We start from the raw sequence: 18,004 nt of genomic DNA on the forward strand, positions 1-18,004 counted from the left end.
ATTATATGCTAATAAATTTAAAAATTTTTTTTGAGTACATGGATACTATGTAGTACAGCATAATTTTTGGTAAGATGAATATAGAATGAATACTAATGAAGAAAGTGGTGTCGTATGAGCGAGTTATTGCGTGTAGAAAATGTTACAGGAGGATATACGAAACGACCTGTATTAAAAGACGTTTCGTTCTCTGTTAATAAAGGCGAACTTGTCGGCTTAATCGGTTTAAATGGAGCTGGTAAAAGTACGACGATTAAACATATTATCGGTTTAATGGAACCGAAAAAAGGAACTGTCACAATTAATGGGAAAACAATTCGTGATGATATGACAGCGTACCGTTCTAGCTTTTCATTTATTCCGGAAACGCCGGTATTATATGATGAATTAACGTTAGAAGAGCATTTGAAATTAACAGCTATGGCGTACGGCGTGGATGAAAAACAATATGAAGAACGTGTAGGACAACTACTACAAGAGTTTCGTATGAAAAATCGTTTAAAATGGTTTCCATCTCATTTCTCAAAAGGGATGAAACAAAAAGTAATGATTATGAGCGCATTTTTAGTGGAGCCATCTCTTTATATAGTAGATGAACCTTTCGTTGGATTAGATCCGTTAGCGATTCAATCCCTTCTTCAAATGATGGACCAAATGAAAAAGAGTGGTGCCGGTATTTTAATGAGCACACATATTTTAGCGACGGCAGAGCGTTATTGTGATTCGTTCATTATTTTGCATCAAGGTGAAGTAAGAGCGAAGGGAACGCTATCTGAACTGCAATCACAGTTTAATATGCCAGGTGCAACGTTAGATGATATTTACATCGCGCTAACGAAGGAAGAAGATTATGAATAGCACAGCGTTATGGAAAGAACGATTTCGTCACTTTCTAAAAGAAGTTCGTACATATAGTAAATACGTATTTAATGATCATTTGAAATTTATTTTCGTGTTCATCATCGGTGCGGGAGCGTATTATTACCAGCAATGGTTACAAACGTTAACAACTTCGTTTCCAACTGCGCTCGTAATGGCAGTATTAATTGGACTCGTGTTAACGGCTGAATCCATTCAAACGTTATTAAAAGAAGCGGATCTCGTTTACTTACTGCCAGTTGAAGAAAAGTTAAAACCTTACTTCACAAAGGCATTTCTTTTTACATTTATGATTCAGTTATACATAATCGCAATCGTAGCAGCTGCGCTTGCTCCGTTATACTTCCAACAAATGAAGCAAACAGGAGCTGGCTACATATGGATCGTACTCGCATTTGTCATTGTAAAAGCGTGGAATTTATTTGTAGCGTGGGAAAAGTCATTTTTAACAGATCAAAATATACAAAGGGCTGATTGGTTTATTCGTTTTATCCTAAACGGTTTATTTGTATATTGCCTTGTAGAACGTACTTCAGTTCTTTTCATTGGTGGAATCGTCCTTCTCATGGTGTTATACCTTGCTATCATGCATCAAATGGTCAAAGGAAAGCCACTAAACTGGGAGTATTTAATTTCCGAAGAAGGTAAGAAGATGATGCTGCTGTACCGCATTGCGAATATGTTCGTTGATGTACCAGCATTAAAAGAAAGAGTAGCCCGCAGAAAATGGCTAGATTTCATTCTGTCGATGATAGGCGAAAAGCGTACATATTTATACTTATATACGAGAACGTTCTTAAGATCTGGTAATTATTTTGGCTTATATGTGCGCCTGCTCGCTCTAGGCGGAGTTATTCTTTACTTCATTCCGTTTTTATATGGACGATTTATCGTAAGCCTTATCTTCCTATACTTAATCGGTTATCAGCTATTAACTTTATGGAAACATCACCGCATGAAAATTTGGCTTGATTTGTACCCAGTAGGCGGAGAAGAGAAGAAGAAAGATTTTCTTACTTTATTAAATGCAATTCTTATTACAGGTAGCGTTATATTTACAATTATATTTGCACTAGCAACGAAAGATTTCATGATGACAGGAATTTTACTTATCGTAAGCATATTATTTAGTATCGGTTTCGTTTACCAATACGGGGCGAAGCGCATTGAGCGTTTAAATTGAAAGGAATGAACCTATGATTACATACGAAGAGAAGGTTATAAAAGAATTGGAGCAGTGGAAAGCTACATTCATGAAAGATTCTTCTATGATGACACGGTTCTCCAAAAAAGTGCAGACGAAGGTGCAACAGCTCATTCCGGCGAAAGTACAAAAGGTACTAACAGAGACGATTCGTATGATGGTGCAAACGATTAGCGCCGGGTCAAACTTTATAAAGCCGAAGCTAAAAGAGACGACATGGTCACTGCAAAGACGTGACGATGAAGTTCGTAAAAAAATGGATGAGTACAAAAAAATAGCAGCGGCAGAAGGAGCAGGGACTGGAGCTGGTGGTATTCTCCTCGGTCTTGCTGACTTTCCGCTTTTACTTACAATTAAAATTAAATTTTTATTCGATGCAGCGACATTGTACGGATTTGATACGAGTAAACAAGAAGAGCGTCTTTTTATCCTTCACGTTTTCCAACTTGCCTTTTCAAGTGACGATCACAGAAAAGAAATATGGAAAGCAATCGAAACGTGGGATACAGAAAAAGAAAATCATATGGACTGGGAAAAGTTCCAAACAGAGTACCGAGACTATATCGATTTAGCGAAAATGCTTCAGCTCGTACCAGTAATCGGTGCCCCAGTCGGCGCATATGCGAACTATCAATTACTGCAAAGGCTTGGAGAAGTGACGATGAATTGTTATCGTATGCGATTGCTGAATAGAGATTAAAAACAAGGCGTCCTACATATGTAATGTAGGACGCCTTTTCTTAGAAGCTAAGTCCGATATAGCTAATTCCAGCTATAATCAATACGATAAAAAGTACAATGATTAATGAAAATCCGCTCTTACCAGCTTGTCCCGCTTCACCGCCGCCATTACCACCACTACCGCCATTACCACCAAGTCCCATATGATATCCTCCTTATTCTTATATGTTGCTTTTACTTTATAACTTTCTTTATTTTCCAATAAATACCTTCTGTAGTGCTAACTAAATTGAAAATCATTTCGTTTTGTTTTATAATTTACTTACCGAACGGTAAGTAAAAATAAGTGAGGTACAGTATGACGAAGAATTTACAAACATCGCAGAACATTGTAGAGGCATCATTTAAACTTATGGCAGAACACGGCATTGAGAAGATGAGTCTTTCCATGATTGCGAAAGAGGTAGGTATTTCAAAACCGGCTATTTACTATCATTTTTCTTCTAAAGAAGCGTTAGTTGATTTTTTATTTGAAGAGATTTTTTCTGATTATCATTTTACAAAATACTTTAATGAAGAGCGGTATACGAAAGAAAACTTTGCAGAAAAGCTAATCGCAGATGGTTTACATATGCTCTCTGAGTATGAAGGGCAAGAAGGAATACTACGCGTTATCAATGAATTTATCGTAACTGCATCGCGAAATGAAAAGTATCAGAAACGTTTATTTGAAATACAAGAGGATTTTTTGCATGGTTTCCACGATTTATTGAAGAAAGGCGCGAGACTGGGCGTTGTGTCACAACATGAAACGGAAGAAAATGCTCATACGCTAGCGCTTGTGATCGATAATATGAGCAACTATATGCTCATGGGATTCCATTTAAAGTATAAAGAAATTTGGATTCGAAATGTGAAAAACGTCATGAAGGAGGAGTAAAGATGAAAATGCAAAAAAACTGGTGGCTCGGTTTTCTTGGATTTATTGGGATTTATAAAATACCAGGTATGATTGAAGCTTTTCAAGCGGATGGAAGTTGGATGAAGTTAATCGGTTTCATTTGGTTACTTTGGTTCGGATATTTTATTCCTGAGAAGAAAGAAGATTAAATTTCAATTTTCTGTAAAGTTATGTAAAATGTAGATTAAGAGTATTCATATATTAGATTACTAGATTTGGAGTGGTTACATGGATCCATTGAAAAATGAAATTCACCCTGACATGGTCAAGGTGTGGAAAGTTCGTGCTGTAATTGAAGAAGGGATCGGTATACTCGTCATTTTAGCTTACCTTTTCCTCATGATAAAGTTTGATTGGTGGGCGTGGATTTTGTATGTAATGATTGGGCTGACAGTTGTGTTCGCACCATTTTCGTACTTCTTATTCCCGAAACTACGTCAACGTTATTACAGCTACCAACTAAATGAAGAAGAACTTGAAATTCAGCATGGCCTTTTCGTTGTTAAGCGCGTATTAGTGCCGATGATTCGTGTACAGCACGTAACGATTGAACAAGGGCCAATTATGAGAAAATACGGATTAGCAGAATTACACATTTCAACAGCAGCAACTTCTCATAGCATCCCAGGTTTAACGATGTATGAAGCTGAAATGTTGAAAACGAAAATCGCAGAATTAGCGAAAGTGAGTGATGAGGATGTATAAGAGGCAGCATCCAATCACGATGTTATTAGAATTAAAAATAACAGATTTTATACCACTCATTATTTTCATGTTTAGCTTAAACGGAAAATTCCCGTTTTGGTATTTAATTCCTGCAGCATTTGGTTTACTCACCGTTTTTTCAGCGTTTGAAAAATGGTATTACACAACATATTGGGTTGAAAATAACGTATTGCATGTGAAAAAAGGTCTCTTCGTGAAAAAGGAGAGCTACTTAAATAAAGAACGTGTTCAAACGATTAATACAAGTTCTAACGTACTATATCAAATGCTCGGTTTGAAAAAAATTCAGATTGAAACAGCTGGCGGAGGCGATGGAGCAGAAGTTAGCTTAGCTGGAATTACGGTAGAAGAAGCGACAGAGCTTATCGCAATGTTAAATGAGTCGGCTTCAGAATTGAAAGTAGAAAAAACATTAGAAGAAGTAGAAGTAAAAGAAATTATTACAGAGGAAAAACAAGCGAGAGAATACAAATTAACGTGGAAAGAGATTTTAATAGCCTCTGTTACATCTGGTCAATTTGGATTATTATTCTCATTAATCTTTTTTGTGTATCACCAAGTAGATGAGTACATTCCGAAATGGATAGAGAATAGCGTAAAGTCGTATGTAATGGAACATGATATATATGGCTGGATTTTGATGATAGCCATTTTGCTCGTCCTTTCGTGGATTATATCGACAATTGGTTATGCGCTAAAACATGGAGATTTCACAGTGAATCGAAGAAATGACGAAGTCCGTATTTCGCAAGGATTACTGGAGAAAAAAGAACTCGTACTAAAATTGCACCGTATTCAAGGGATTACGATAAAAGAAGGTATTTTACGCCAACCGTTCGGTTATTGTGCTGTGCAAGTAGAAGTCATTCAAAGTAAGGGAACGGGTGACGAAAAAGAAAAAGTTACACTGCACCCTATCATTCGAAAAGATCGAGTGCAACAGTTACTCGCGCATTTACAATTACCATACGAACTGAATGCAAATATTACTTCGTTACCAAAAGCAGCATTGCGCCGTTATCTCATTGATAGTTTCATCTTTTTCGCTATGCTCGCAATCCCGCTTACTGGAATAAGCATATACTTTGAAAAGTATTACATCATGTGGGCATTATTACCGCTCGCAATCCTTATCTTTACACTTGGATACGCAACATTTAAAACAAATGGTTACAGTGTTAACGGAGAACAAATTACACTTGTCTATCGTAGCGTCGGAAAATATACAGGACTTATTAGAAGAAGACACGTCCAATCAATGGAGAAGACACAATCATATTTCCAGCGCCGTGCGGATTTATGTACGTATAAGTTTTCGAGTGCATCATCTAGTTACAAAATAGAGCATACGAGAGTAGAAGATGCGGAGAGAATGCAGGATTGGTATAAGAAGAAGTTAAGTGAGAATTAAGTGGAACGGCTCGTCTTTCGCGGAAGACGGGCTATTTTTTTATGCGAAAATAATGAATAATATATGTAAAGAAAAAAGCGAGGTGAATGAGAGTGAGCAAATTTTTAATACCGTATTCATTTTCTATATTAAGTTTCTTTATTTTAGCAACAGCACTTGATTTATATGATAGGATGGGAAACAATAGTGAGCTGGTTTCGCCGAACATAATTGGAAAGATAATTCAATCTACTGCGCAAATGGGAGTCCTTACATTGTATTTCGGAGTACCTATTATTTTAGGTGGCTGTCTACTTGGTGAGCTATTGTTTAGAGGTATCATTTTACGATTTAGACTCAGCTATATTATATCTTTATTATTATATCTACTTTTAGCTTTTAGTATTGTTTTCGTAACGGTTGGAATTCCAACTACATATGAGGATTCTAATACTACTTTCATGGTAATAACTATGATTTGCGCTGTTACATTCTTTATGGGCCGGAATATATGGGAGAAAAAAGAAATGAATAATGGAGTGACAGAATGAAATATACATGTCCGTGCTGCGGGTATAGAACAATAGAAGAAGAACCACCAGGTACATATGAAATTTGTAATATATGTTACTGGGAAGATGATGAGGTACAGTTTAACAATCCTGACTTTGAAGGCGGTGCAAATGAAGTCTCGTTAAGACAAGCACAGAAAAATTTTATTGTATTTGGTGCTTACGAGGAATGTTTTATTGGATTAGTTAGAAAACCGACTAGTGAAGATGTGAAGGATGCTAGTTGGCAGCGAATTTGTTAAGTAAAATGTTATTACTCAATTCAATGGGAGTAATAACATTTTTTATTTAGTGCTGAAAGAATTACTGCCGTCTTATAAGGTAATAAGAAGGACTAAATTGGTAAATTTTATTAATGGATATATTTTCAATAAATACAAAAGTATAGATGTATAGTCAGCTTTGTGTGTTTAATGTTATCATATTGAATGATATGGAAATTTTTAATAGAATAAGTAACTAAAAATTCAAAGGTAATGAAGCTTTTGTTGTATAAAGAAAATACTTAGTAGTAATCAACAATATTAAAAATAAGATTCGTATTTATATAAATTTAGTAGAAATGGGGTTTTAAAAAGGAATGAGTATAAGCATAACGCGGCAAAAGATTTTGGCGGCCGCTTCTCAAATTGTGCAATGTAAAGGGGTTGCTAAATTAACCTTAGAAGCAGTGGCAAAAGAGGCGGGTGTAAGTAAAGGTGGATTATTGTATCACTTTTCAAATAAAGAAGCTTTAATAGAAGGTATGATAGTCAGAGGGGTAGAGGATTATGAGGGAGCCATTTACAATAAAGTAGCGGAAGACGCAGAGAAGAAAGGGAGATGGGTTCGCTCTTTTGTAGAGGAAAGATTAAATAATGAGAGAAGAACAGAAGAGTTATCTAGTAGTATGATGGCAGCATTCATGTTAAAACCTGAATTACTTGAGCCATTACAACAATCATTTCAGCAACTGCAAAAGAATATAGAAAACGATGAGATAGATGCAGTTTGTGCAACAATTATTAGATTAGCAGCAGATGGATTATGGTATTCGGAATATTTAGGGGTTGGAAGACTAAGCCCCGAGTTAAGAGAAAAAGTGATTCAAGCTCTTATTAGGAATTCATATAAATAGAATATACGAACTATATAATGTGAAAATAATTCACCGTTGCTTCTTTAATGTAGTGGTGAATTGTTTTTTTTATTAGAAAAATAGAACAATTTTATAGAGTATTGAATTATAACCGTCCAGACGGTATAGTAATATTTGGTTTAAGAGGAAAATGAAACAAAAAAAGAATAAAAGATATTTTTAGCACACTATTCGAAAGGATAGGCCGCAAAGCTTAGAGTCTACGGTAATACATATTGGTTACTAAGATCGTCTGGTTGCACATTTTTGATGCAACCGGACGGTCTTTTTTTGTTATATAAATATAAAAAATAGGAGGGAACTATGCAAATGAAAAGTACTAAAAGACATATTTCAATGGTTTCATTAGTTTTTCTAGTATTATTTTCAGTGCTGAATGTGTGGGCTCCAGTTATTCAAGCTGCTGTGATGAAAAGTCCAGTGGACGAAATTAATATTTCCCGTACTGATGGCACGACATCTGAACCGTATCAAGCCTCAGATGGTATGAAAGTAGAAGTGAAGTGGTCAGCTAAAGAAAAAATAAAAAGTGGAGATCAATTCACAATTGATATGCCAAAAGAGTTTCGAAAAGACCTTATGAATATGAGTTTTCCTTTAAAAGATGCTGAAGGAAAAACAGTTGGTACATGTGAGATGAAAAAGGGTCTATTAACGTGTACTATGGGTGATTACGTAGAAGGAAAGAATAACATTAAAGGTTCTTTATTCGTAGAATTCTACTTTGGTCTAGAAGCATATGATGGTGTTAAAGAAATTCCATTAGAATTTAACGTTGATGGTCAAATCGTCAATAAAGAAGTAAATGTAAGTAATACGACAGAGAGACCGAAGCCACAGCCCAATACAGATAATCTATTGAAATGGGGTTCTTATAATCAAGAAGATCCTTCGGTTGCTGATTGGCTTGTATATGTAAATGCAACTGGAACAGAAATGCAAGATCTTAAATTAACAGATACATTAGGACCTGGGCATGAGTTAATTACAGACAGCGTAGTATTAGAAGAGGCTGTATTTGAAGATGGTTATGCACCAACAAATATTAAGCCAGCAGATTTATCTAACATTAAAATTAATGCAACAAAGGCTGGATTTACAATTGAGTTTCCAGACAGTTCAAAAGGTTATATTTTAAGATATAAAACAAAGATTACTAATCCTGCTGCAAAGCCTCATAAAAATACTGTGAAATTAGAAGGTAAAAATATTAAAACTGAAGAAAAAGTAGGACAAGTATTCGTAAGTGGTGGAGGGGGAACCGGTTCAGGTGACGATAATCCACCTAGTATTGAAAAAAATATAGTTGATGAGAATGGCAAGCTTGTAGAGAATGAGCAGCTAACACAAATGGATCAAGTGATTCAATACCAAGTTGGTACACATATACCGAACGATCCTCCTAAATACACATCAATGGTAATTCGTGATGATTTAGAAGATGTTTTAGAAGTATTAGAGGCAAAAGTATATGATCAAAATGGCCAAGATATTACTTCTAAAGGGACGTTAAAGATAGATAAGCAAAGAAGTGAAGTAACATTTACGTTTGGTGAGAGTTTTGACTATAAGTCATATGAAGACCAGAGAATCAATCTTAGTATCAAGGCGAAAATTAAAAATAATGCAGACTTATCTTCTTACGTAGATAAGAAGATTCCTAATAAAGCGGAATTACATTTTGATGATAAAACATTAACATCAAAAGAAGTAACTATTACGCCGCCTGAAGCTCCAAAAGACGGTACAGTATCGATTCATAAAATAGATTCTGAGGATCTGAACAAAGGGTTAAAAGGTGCCGAATTTGAAGTTCGAAATAGTGCAAATGAAGTTGTTGCAAAACTGAAAACGGACGAAAAAGGTTTTTCAGTACCTCAAACTTTAGCTCCTGGAACGTATAAAGTTTATGAAACAGTAGCACCAGAAGGATATCAAAAATTAAAAGAACCAGTAGAGGTTACACTTCAAGCTGGAGAAACAAAAACAATTGAAATTAAAAATACTATGCAAAAGGGTCAAATTGAAGTAAAGAAAATTGATTCGGAAAATGGTGAAAAACCATTAGCAAATGCAGAGTTTGATATAGTAAAAGACGGTGTAGTAGTCGAACATATTGTTACAGATAAAGATGGTAAGGCAATCTCTAAACCGTTAGCACCAGGAAAATATATTTTAAAAGAAACGAAAGCGCCTGAAGGCTACCAATTAAAAGAAACAGAGTTCGAAGTAAATGTAACAGGGGACGGCATATTCCCAATACAAGTGGAAAATGCAATGGTAGACAAAGGTAATATAGAAATTACAAAATTGGACAAAGAAAACGGAGCAGTATTAGCGGGTGTCGAATTTGAAGTCCAAGATGAGAAAGATGAAGTAGTAAGAAAAGTAGTAACAGATAAAGAAGGAAAAGCAAACGTTTCAGATTTATCAGTAGGAAAGTACAAATTAGTAGAGACGAAAAGTTTACCAGGTTATAAAAAGCTAACAGAACCAGTACCATTTGAAATAAAAAAAGGTATGACAAAAGCTTTAGCAATAAAAGTAGAAAATGAGCAGTTAGACAAAGGCTCAGTAGAAATTACAAAAATAGATAAAGATAGTCAAAAAGTATTAGAAGGCGTAGTCTTCGAAGTGCAAGATGAGCAAGGCAAAGTAGTAACAGAAGTAAAAACAGATAAAGATGGTAAAGCAAAAATCTCTGATTTATCAGTAGGGAAGTACAAATTAGTAGAGACGAAAAGTTTACCAGGCTACAAAAAGCTAACAGATTCAGTATCATTCGAAATTACAAAAGGTATGACAACAGTCCTATCGTTGAAAGTAGAAAATGAACAGTTAGATAAAGGTTCAGTAGAAATTACAAAAATAGATAAAGACAGCAAAAAAGCATTAAAAGGCGTAGTCTTTGAAGTGCAAGATGAAGCTGGAACAGTAGTAAAGGAAGTAAAAACAGATAAAGATGGTAAAGCAAAAATCTCAGATCTATCAGTAGGAAAGTACAAATTAGTAGAGAAAGAAAGTTTACCAGGCTATAAGAAATTAACAGAGCCAGTATCGTTTGAAATTACAAAAGGTATGACCGAGATCTTATTATTAAAAATAGAAAATGAAATGGTAGATACGGGAAATATAGAGATAACAAAGATAGATAAAGATAATAAAGCACCGTTAGCGGGAGTAACATTCATCGTACAAGATGAAAAGGGTAAGGAAGTTACGAAAGTAACGACAGATAAAGAAGGAAAAGCAAATGTTTCAGATTTACCTGTAGGAAAGTATGAATTAGTAGAGGTAGAAAGTTTACCTGGTTATAAAAAGTTAGAAAAACCAGTATCATTTGAAATTAAAAAAGGCATGACTGAGGTTCTATCATTAAAAGTAGAAAATGAAATGGTGGATACAGGGAATGTAGAGATAACAAAAATAGATAAAGATAGTAAAGCTCCATTAGAAAATGTTGTATTTGAAGTACGTGATTCAAAAGGAAAAGTAGTTGCGAAAGTAAAAACGGATAAAGAAGGAAAAGCAAACGTTTCAGATTTATCTATTGGAAAGTATGAGTTGGTAGAAGTAGAAACACCGGCAGGATACAAACCACTAGAAAAGCCAATTTCATTCGAAATTGAAAAGGGTAGAGTAACAGCGCTAAAGCTAACAGTAGAAAATGAATTAGTGGATACAGGAAATGTAGAAATTACAAAAGTAGATAAAGAAAATAAAGATGCTTTAGCTGATGCAGTCTTTGAAATTCAAGATGAAGCAGGACAAGTAGTCGCTAAAATAACGACAGATAAAAAAGGACAAGCACAAGTTACTAATTTATCAGTCGGCACATACAAGTTAGTAGAAGTAAAAGCACCAAAAGGATATAAACAATTAGTAGATCCGATTACTTTCCAAATTGAAAAAGGTATGACAAAATCTCTTGCTTTAACAGTAGAAAACGAAATGTTAGACAAGGGAAATGTGGAAGTAACAAAAGTAGATAAAGATAGTCAAAAAGTATTAGAAGGCGTAGTCTTCGAAGTACAAGATGAGCAAGGCAAAGTAGTAACAGAAGTACAAACAGATAAAAATGGTAAAGCAAAAATCTCAGACTTATCTGTAGGAAAGTACAAATTAGTAGAGAAAGAAAGCTTACCAGGCTACAAACAATTAACAGAACCAGTATCGTTTGAAATTAAAAAAGGTATGACAAAAGTCTTATCATTGAAAGTAGAGAACGAACAGTTAGATAAAGGTTCAGTAGAGATTACAAAAGTGGACAAAGAAAGTGGCGCAGTATTAGCGGGCGTAACATTCGAAGTGCAAGATGAAAAAGGCAAAGTAGTAACAAAAGTAACGACAGATAAAGAAGGACAAGCAACAATTTCAGATTTACCAGTAGGAAAATATAAGCTAGTAGAGGTAGAAAGCTTACCAGGATATAAAAAACTAGCGAAACCAGTATCATTCGAAATCAAAAAAGGTATGACAGAAGTCTTATCACTAAAAGTAGAGAATGAACTAGTAGATAAAGGTTCAGTAGAAATTACAAAAGTAGATAAAGATAGTCAAAAAGCATTAGAAGGCGTAGTCTTTGAAATCCAAGATGCAGCAGGAAAAGTAGTAACAAAAGTAACAACAGATAAAGAAGGAAAAGCGAAAATTTCAGATCTATCTGTAGGGAATTACAAACTAGTAGAAGTAGAAAGCTTACCAGGCTATAAAAAGCTAACAGAGCCAGTATCATTCGAAATTAAAAAAGGTATGACAGAAGTCTTATCATTAAAAGTAGAGAATGAACAGTTAGATAAAGGTTCAGTAGAAATTACAAAAGTAGATAAAGATAGTCAAAAAGTATTAGAAGGCGTAGTCTTCGAAGTTCAAGACGACAAAGGCAAAGTAGTAACAGAAGTAACGACAGATAAAGAAGGAAAAGCAAACGTTTCAGATCTATCAGTAGGAAAATACAATTTAGTAGAGACGAAGAGCTTACCAGGTTACAAAAAATTAACGGAACCAGTATCATTCGAAATCAAAAAAGGTATGACGAAAGTTTTATCATTGAAAGTAGAGAACGAACTGTTAGATAAAGGTTCAGTAGAAATTACAAAAGTAGACAAAGAAAGTGGCGCAGTATTAGCGGGCGTAACATTCGAAGTGCAAGATGCAGCAGGAAAAGTAGTAACAAAAGTAACGACAGATAAAGAAGGACAAGCAACAATTTCAGATTTACCAGTAGGAAAATATAAGCTAGTAGAGGTAGAAAGCTTACCAGGATATAAAAAACTAGCGAAACCAGTATTATTCGAAATCAAAAAAGGTATGACAGAAGTTTTATCACTAAAAGTAGAGAACGAATTAGTAGATAAAGGCTCAGTAGAAATTACAAAAGTGGACAAAGAAAGTGGCGCGTTATTAAAAGGCGTAACATTCGAAGTGCAAGATGAAAAAGGCAAAGTAGTAACGAAAGTAAAAACAGATAAAGAAGGAAAAGCGAAAATTTCAGATCTATCTGTAGGGAATTACAAACTAGTAGAAGTAGAAAGCTTACCAGGCTACAAAAAGCTAACAGAGCCAGTATCATTCGAAATTAAAAAAGGTATGATAGAAGTCTTATCATTAAAAGTAGAGAATGAACAGTTAGACAAAGGTTCAGTAGAAATCACAAAAGTAGATAAAGATAGTCAAAAAGCATTAGAAGGCGTAGTCTTCGAAGTACAAGACGACAAAGGCAAAGTAGTAACAGAAGTACAAACAGATAAAAATGGTAAAGCAAAAATCTCAGACTTATCTGTAGGAAAGTACAAATTAGTAGAGAAAGAAAGCTTACCAGGCTACAAACAATTAACAGAACCAGTATCGTTTGAAATTAAAAAAGGTATGATAGAAGTCTTATCATTAAAAGTAGAGAATGAACAGTTAGACAAAGGTTCAGTAGAAATTACAAAAGTAGATAAAGATAGTCAAAAAGTATTAGAAGGCGTAGTCTTCGAAGTACAAGACGACAAAGGCAAAGTAGTAACAGAAGTACAAACAGATAAAAATGGTAAAGCAAAAATCTCAGACTTATCTGTAGGAAAGTACAAATTAGTAGAGAAAGAAAGCTTACCAGGCTACAAAAAGCTAACAGAGCCAGTATCATTCGAAATTAAAAAGGGTATGACAGAAGTCTTATCATTAAAAATAGAAAATGAAATGGTAGATACGGGAAATGTAGAAATTACAAAAATAGATAAAGATAATAAGGCACCGTTAGCAGGTGTAGTCTTTGAAGTACAAGACGACAAAGGCAAGGTAGTAACGAAATTAACGACAGATAAAGCTGGAAAAGCAACAGTTTCAGATTTATCAGTAGGAAAGTACAAGCTAGTAGAAGTAGAGAGTTTACCAGGCTACAAAAAATTAGAAAAGCCTGTACCATTTGAAATTACAAAAGGTATGACAAAATCTTTAGCGTTCACTGTAGAAAATGAAATGGTAGATACGGGGAATGTAGAAATCACAAAAATAGATAAAGACAGTAAAGCACCATTAGAAAATGTTGTATTTGAAGTACGTGACTCAAAAGGCAAAGTAGTTGCGAAAGTAACGACGGATAAAGAAGGAAAAGCAAACGTTTCAGATCTATCAGTAGGAAAATACAAATTAGTAGAGACGAAGAGCTTACCAGGTTACAAAAAGTTAACGGAACCAGTATCATTCGAAATTACAAAAGGTATGACAAAAGTCTTATCATTGAAAGTAGAGAACGAACAGTTAGACAAAGGTTCAGTGGAGATTACAAAAATGGCCGCTGAAAGCAAGGAAGTCTTATCAGGAGCTGTGTTTGAAGTTCATGATGAAAAGGGAAAAGTAGTAGTGAAAGTAACAACAGATAAAGATGGAAAGGCAAAAATCACAGATCTATCTGTAGGTAACTACACACTAGTAGAAGTAGAAGCACCAAAAGGATATGAAAAATTAACTAATCCAATTCCATTTGAAATTACAAATGGAATGATAAATGCAGTTCAATTAGAAGTATTAAACAAATTGAATCATTTAGCACCACCAGGTCCAGAAAAACCAGATCCAGAAAAGCCTGGAACACCAGATCCGGAGAAACCTGGAACACCGAATCCAGAAAAGCCTGGAACACCAGATCCAGAAAAACCTGGAACACCAGATCCAGAAAAACCTGGAACACCAGATCCAGAAAAACCTGGAACACCAGATCCAGAAAAACCTGGAACACCGAATCCAGAAAAACCTGGAACACCAGATCCAGAAAAGCCAGGGACACCGAATCCAGAGAAACCTGAAAAAGAATTACCGAAGACAGGGCAGAAAATGCCTGTGGAACCATATATGGGAGCACTTCTTGTAATGATGAGTTTTGGGTTACTCGTATTAGGTAGAAAACAGCAGAGATAATAAAGGTGAAAAGGTATCCTCAAAGTATTTGAGGATACCTTTTTTAGCATAAAAAAAAGCATCTAGCAAAAGTACTAGATGCAAATAAAAACACAAGGGAAGACAAAATTCTTCCCTTTTCCCGTATGTAATTATATCAAAAAATTTATAAAAAACTAGCTATATTTAAAATATAATTTTTAAAAAAGTTATATACATAAATAATTGCAATACGCGCAGTTTTATCTTTCTGAAAAATCCATTTCTTTAATTTCGAATATTAAGACTAATGTTGATAAATCTTCAGATAATTAGAAAAAATAACCAAAAGGATATATAATATTGCTTAATAAATAATTTTAATGAATTACATATATTTCATTTGGTGTATTAATTGAATATCATAATTTAAAATTTTATTAAGCAAGAATCTCGGTTACTTATTGCATTTCTAACATAGGGTGAGATAGAAAAATACAATAGTGTGGAGGTTTTTATAATGACGTTTGTTCTTAGTAAAATGAATGGGTTTAGCATAGAAGAAAAGGTACATGAATTTGAATCTAAAGGATTCCTTGAAATCTCAAATGAAATCTTTTTACAAGAGGAAGAGAATCATCGTTTATTAACACAAGCACAGTTAGATTATTATAATTTGGAAGATGATGCGTACGGTGAATGCCGTGCTAGATCTTATTCAAGGTATATAAAGTATGTTGATTCACCAGATTATATTTTAGATAATAGTAATGATTACTTCCAATCTAAAGAATATAACTATGACGATGGCGGGAAAGTTAGACAGTTCAATAGCATAAATGATAGCTTTTTATGCAATCCTTTAATTCAAAATATCGTGCGTTTCGATACTGAATTTGCATTTAAAACAAATATAATAGATACAAGTAAAGACTTAATTATAGGTTTACATCAAGTAAGATATAAAGCTACTAAAGAAAGACCATCTTTTAGTTCACCTATTTGGTTACATAAAGATGATGAACCAGTAGTATTTTTACACCTTATGAATTTAAGTAATACAGCTATTGGTGGAGATAATTTAATAGCTAATTCTCCTCGAGAAATTAATCAGTTTATAAGTTTGAAGGAGCCTTTAGAAACTTTAGTATTTGGACAAAAGGTCTTCCATGCCGTAACGCCACTTGGAACAGAATGTAGTACGGAGGCTTTTCGTGATATTTTATTAGTAACATTTTCTTATAAGGAGACAAAATGAGAGAGAATAAAATAATTATGATTTCTGGAGCCAATAGCGGTATAGGTCATGCTTGTATAAAATACTTTTTAGAAAAATCATTTTATGTAATAGCGCTTGATATTAATAATAATAATTTAATAGATTATATGAAAACAGATATGCCTTTGAAAGTAGTGCAAATTGATTTAAGTAATAGCGAAGCGATTCATAATCTTTTTACTCAATTAGATTTAGAAAAGCTTTCTCCTGATATATTAATAAATGCAGCTGGTATTCGAGAGATAACACCTGTTTTACATTTATCCGATGATATGTTTAAAAAAGTAATTGATATAAATTTAGTAGCCCCATTTATCCTTTCTAGGGAAGTAGCTAAGCGATGGTGTGAATCGAAAATAAAAGGTTGTATTGTGAATATAGCATCGGTTTCTGGATTAATGGCTGAACCAGAGCGAGCTGCTTATGTTGCATCAAAGCATGCTTTAATCGGATTGACTAAACAGATGGCTATGGAATTTGGGAAGCAAAATATAAGGGTAAATAGTATTTCTCCCGGTGTTATTAGAACTGAACTTACAGAAGAATACTTTAGTAATAAAGCCTTGATGTCTATGATAAAAAGTAATCAATCTTTAGATACTTGGGGGTTGCCGCAGGATATTGTTTCATGTATTGAGTACTTGATTTCTGATCAGGCCCGCTTTATTACTGGTTCTAATTTTGTAATTGATGGTGGTTGGACTGCTGGGAAAAATTTATAATTGAGTGTTTTTGAGGAAAAGCACCTGTCCTTTTTTTAGGCTGGTGTTTTTCTCACTATAAACCGAGTTTTTATTGGAGGGGGATTAATTTGCTTCAAAAGAGTTTTAAGCAAGAGAAAACGGTACCGGCCTTAAAGATGATAGCATCAATGGTTATCTTTGGATCAGTTGGATTTTTTTCGGTTCAAACAAACTTACCTTCGTTTGAATTAGTGTTTGTAAGGTGTATTTTTGCGACAATATTTTTAAGTGTATGCTGGTTGCTTACAGGGCAATATAAACAAGATAAATGGGAACGAAAAGAAGTTATTCAAGTTTTAATATGTGGCTTTTTCTTAGTATTTAATTGGGTTTTCTTATTTAAAGCCTTTGAAAATATGTCAGTTACAATTGCTATATCAGTTTATCATCTTGCACCAGTAATTGTACTGTTAATTGGAAGTATCGTCTTTAAAGAAAAATTAACATTCATATCTATCATTTCAATAATTGTGTGTTTTGCAGGAGCTTTATTAATTGCTGGTATTGATGGAAGCTTCTCTGTCGGCTCATTAATGTCTTCAGGTATGATATGGGGATTTCTTGCGGCTCTCTTTTATGCATTTACAACTTTATTTGGTAAAGGGATTAACAAAATGAGTGCGTATGCAATGACATTTTTACAAACATTCTTGGGGATATTTCTTTTAATACCATTTATAGATTTAGATGCTTTTAGTGGCCTCACTCAAAGTAATTGGACATATATTATAGCTACTGGTTTTATTCACACAGGGATAGTATATTATCTGTTTTTTGATAGTTTACGCTATTTATCTACAAAAACCATCTCAATATTAGTTTTTTTAGATCCGGCAGTGGCAATATTATTAGATACTGTACTTACTGGATTCCGTCCAACTTTAATGCAAATAACAGGAATTCTTTTTATTTTTATTGGCATGACTTTAACATTAAAAAAATCTAAAGATAAAAAACTAAGCCAAAAAGAAAAGCGAATTGAAAGCGATGCTAGTATATCTCAACAATAATGAAATATATTGTGTATAAAACGATAAACCTTGCATGAATCATGTAAGGTTTATTTTAGTTC

The 18,004-nt window shown here is 34.1% G+C and carries 15 protein-coding genes and 1 riboswitch; of the genes, 14 read left to right on the forward strand and 1 reads right to left on the reverse strand.

Annotated features, from left to right (window positions below; translation table 11 throughout):
- The first annotated feature begins 114 nt into the window (after positions 1-114).
- From ecsA to ecsC, 3 genes are read left to right on the forward strand one after another with little or no spacing between them, the layout of a single operon-like run.
- Entirely contained in the window at positions 115-858 is a 744-nt protein-coding gene (gene ecsA, locus MR136_RS20845; protein ID WP_001292603.1) for an ABC transporter ATP-binding protein EcsA, read from the forward strand.
- Positions 851-2,062, forward strand: coding sequence for an ABC transporter permease EcsB (ecsB, locus tag MR136_RS20850; RefSeq protein WP_242259578.1), 1,212 nt, complete (start codon positions 851-853; stop codon positions 2,060-2,062). Before ecsA ends, ecsB begins: the two co-directional genes overlap by 8 nt.
- 13 nt (positions 2,063-2,075) lie before the next feature.
- Positions 2,076-2,783, forward strand: coding sequence for an ecs operon protein EcsC (gene ecsC / locus MR136_RS20855; RefSeq protein ID WP_000634142.1), 708 nt, complete (start codon positions 2,076-2,078; stop codon positions 2,781-2,783).
- A gap of 40 nt (positions 2,784-2,823) precedes the next feature.
- Here ecsC and MR136_RS20860 read toward each other — a convergent pair whose 3' ends face one another.
- Entirely contained in the window at positions 2,824-2,967 is a 144-nt protein-coding gene (locus MR136_RS20860) for a YjcZ family sporulation protein (protein ID WP_000522758.1), read from the reverse strand.
- 155 nt (positions 2,968-3,122) lie between these two features.
- On the opposite strand from MR136_RS20860, the gene MR136_RS20865 reads away from it, so the two are divergent.
- From MR136_RS20865 to MR136_RS20915, 11 genes are all read left to right on the forward strand, one after another.
- A complete protein-coding gene (locus MR136_RS20865) occupies positions 3,123-3,704 on the forward strand; it encodes a TetR/AcrR family transcriptional regulator (RefSeq protein ID WP_000164837.1) in 582 nt (193 codons plus the stop codon).
- A 2-nt stretch (positions 3,705-3,706) separates the two neighbouring features.
- Positions 3,707-3,874, forward strand: coding sequence for a hypothetical protein (locus MR136_RS20870; protein WP_000783808.1), 168 nt, complete (start codon positions 3,707-3,709; stop codon positions 3,872-3,874).
- 79 nt (positions 3,875-3,953) lie between these two features.
- The gene (locus MR136_RS20875; RefSeq protein ID WP_000371358.1) at positions 3,954-4,430 is read left to right on the forward strand and encodes a PH domain-containing protein; all 477 of its coding nucleotides are present in this window, start codon (positions 3,954-3,956) and stop codon (positions 4,428-4,430) included.
- Positions 4,423-5,862 carry a PH domain-containing protein gene (locus tag MR136_RS20880; RefSeq protein ID WP_242259579.1) on the forward strand — a complete coding sequence of 480 codons (1,440 nt, stop codon included), beginning with the start codon at positions 4,423-4,425 and terminating at the stop codon, positions 5,860-5,862. Before MR136_RS20875 ends, MR136_RS20880 begins: the two co-directional genes overlap by 8 nt.
- 86 nt (positions 5,863-5,948) lie before the next feature.
- A complete protein-coding gene (locus MR136_RS20885; RefSeq protein WP_242259580.1) occupies positions 5,949-6,392 on the forward strand; it encodes a hypothetical protein in 444 nt (147 codons plus the stop codon).
- Positions 6,389-6,655: a CPCC family cysteine-rich protein gene (locus MR136_RS20890; RefSeq protein ID WP_242259581.1), complete on the forward strand. Its 267-nt coding sequence runs from the start codon at positions 6,389-6,391 to the stop codon at positions 6,653-6,655. The genes MR136_RS20885 and MR136_RS20890 overlap by 4 nt, the downstream gene beginning before the upstream one ends.
- A 338-nt stretch (positions 6,656-6,993) precedes the next feature.
- Positions 6,994-7,530 (forward strand): TetR/AcrR family transcriptional regulator, encoded by a 537-nt coding sequence (locus tag MR136_RS20895; protein WP_000028016.1) that lies wholly within the window; start codon positions 6,994-6,996, stop codon positions 7,528-7,530.
- A gap of 172 nt (positions 7,531-7,702) precedes the next feature.
- Positions 7,703-7,795, forward strand: a riboswitch (cyclic di-GMP riboswitch).
- Between the two features lie 59 nt (positions 7,796-7,854).
- Positions 7,855-14,952, forward strand: a complete 7,098-nt coding sequence (locus MR136_RS20900; protein WP_242259582.1) for a SpaA isopeptide-forming pilin-related protein — start codon at positions 7,855-7,857, stop codon at positions 14,950-14,952.
- A 478-nt stretch (positions 14,953-15,430) separates the two neighbouring features.
- Entirely contained in the window at positions 15,431-16,168 is a 738-nt protein-coding gene (locus MR136_RS20905; protein WP_000144813.1) for a 2OG-Fe dioxygenase family protein, read from the forward strand.
- Entirely contained in the window at positions 16,165-16,911 is a 747-nt protein-coding gene (locus tag MR136_RS20910) for an SDR family NAD(P)-dependent oxidoreductase (RefSeq protein WP_001208948.1), read from the forward strand. The genes MR136_RS20905 and MR136_RS20910 overlap by 4 nt, the downstream gene beginning before the upstream one ends.
- Before the next feature lie 89 nt (positions 16,912-17,000).
- The gene (locus MR136_RS20915) at positions 17,001-17,942 is read left to right on the forward strand and encodes a DMT family transporter (protein WP_000939625.1); all 942 of its coding nucleotides are present in this window, start codon (positions 17,001-17,003) and stop codon (positions 17,940-17,942) included.
- Positions 17,943-18,004: the final 62 nt, after the last annotated feature.

The organism is Bacillus cereus group sp. BfR-BA-01311 (assembly GCF_022664295.1).
GTDB lineage: Bacteria > Bacillota > Bacilli > Bacillales > Bacillaceae_G > Bacillus_A > Bacillus_A cereus.

Excerpts from the sequence above, each read along its gene's own strand:
- ecsA (WP_001292603.1), top strand. The coding sequence starts at position 115 with ATGAGCGAGTTATTGCGTGTAGAAAATGTTACAGGAGGATATACGAAA.
- ecsB (WP_242259578.1), top strand. The coding sequence starts at position 851 with ATGAATAGCACAGCGTTATGGAAAGAACGATTTCGTCACTTTCTAAAA.
- ecsC (WP_000634142.1), top strand. The coding sequence starts at position 2,076 with ATGATTACATACGAAGAGAAGGTTATAAAAGAATTGGAGCAGTGGAAA.
- MR136_RS20860 (WP_000522758.1), bottom strand. The coding sequence starts at position 2,967 with ATGGGACTTGGTGGTAATGGCGGTAGTGGTGGTAATGGCGGCGGTGAA.
- MR136_RS20865 (WP_000164837.1), top strand. The coding sequence starts at position 3,123 with ATGACGAAGAATTTACAAACATCGCAGAACATTGTAGAGGCATCATTT.
- MR136_RS20870 (WP_000783808.1), top strand. The coding sequence starts at position 3,707 with ATGAAAATGCAAAAAAACTGGTGGCTCGGTTTTCTTGGATTTATTGGG.
- MR136_RS20875 (WP_000371358.1), top strand. The coding sequence starts at position 3,954 with ATGGATCCATTGAAAAATGAAATTCACCCTGACATGGTCAAGGTGTGG.
- MR136_RS20880 (WP_242259579.1), top strand. The coding sequence starts at position 4,423 with ATGTATAAGAGGCAGCATCCAATCACGATGTTATTAGAATTAAAAATA.
- MR136_RS20885 (WP_242259580.1), top strand. The coding sequence starts at position 5,949 with ATGAGAGTGAGCAAATTTTTAATACCGTATTCATTTTCTATATTAAGT.
- MR136_RS20890 (WP_242259581.1), top strand. The coding sequence starts at position 6,389 with ATGAAATATACATGTCCGTGCTGCGGGTATAGAACAATAGAAGAAGAA.
- MR136_RS20895 (WP_000028016.1), top strand. The coding sequence starts at position 6,994 with ATGAGTATAAGCATAACGCGGCAAAAGATTTTGGCGGCCGCTTCTCAA.
- MR136_RS20900 (WP_242259582.1), top strand. The coding sequence starts at position 7,855 with ATGCAAATGAAAAGTACTAAAAGACATATTTCAATGGTTTCATTAGTT.
- MR136_RS20905 (WP_000144813.1), top strand. The coding sequence starts at position 15,431 with ATGACGTTTGTTCTTAGTAAAATGAATGGGTTTAGCATAGAAGAAAAG.
- MR136_RS20910 (WP_001208948.1), top strand. The coding sequence starts at position 16,165 with ATGAGAGAGAATAAAATAATTATGATTTCTGGAGCCAATAGCGGTATA.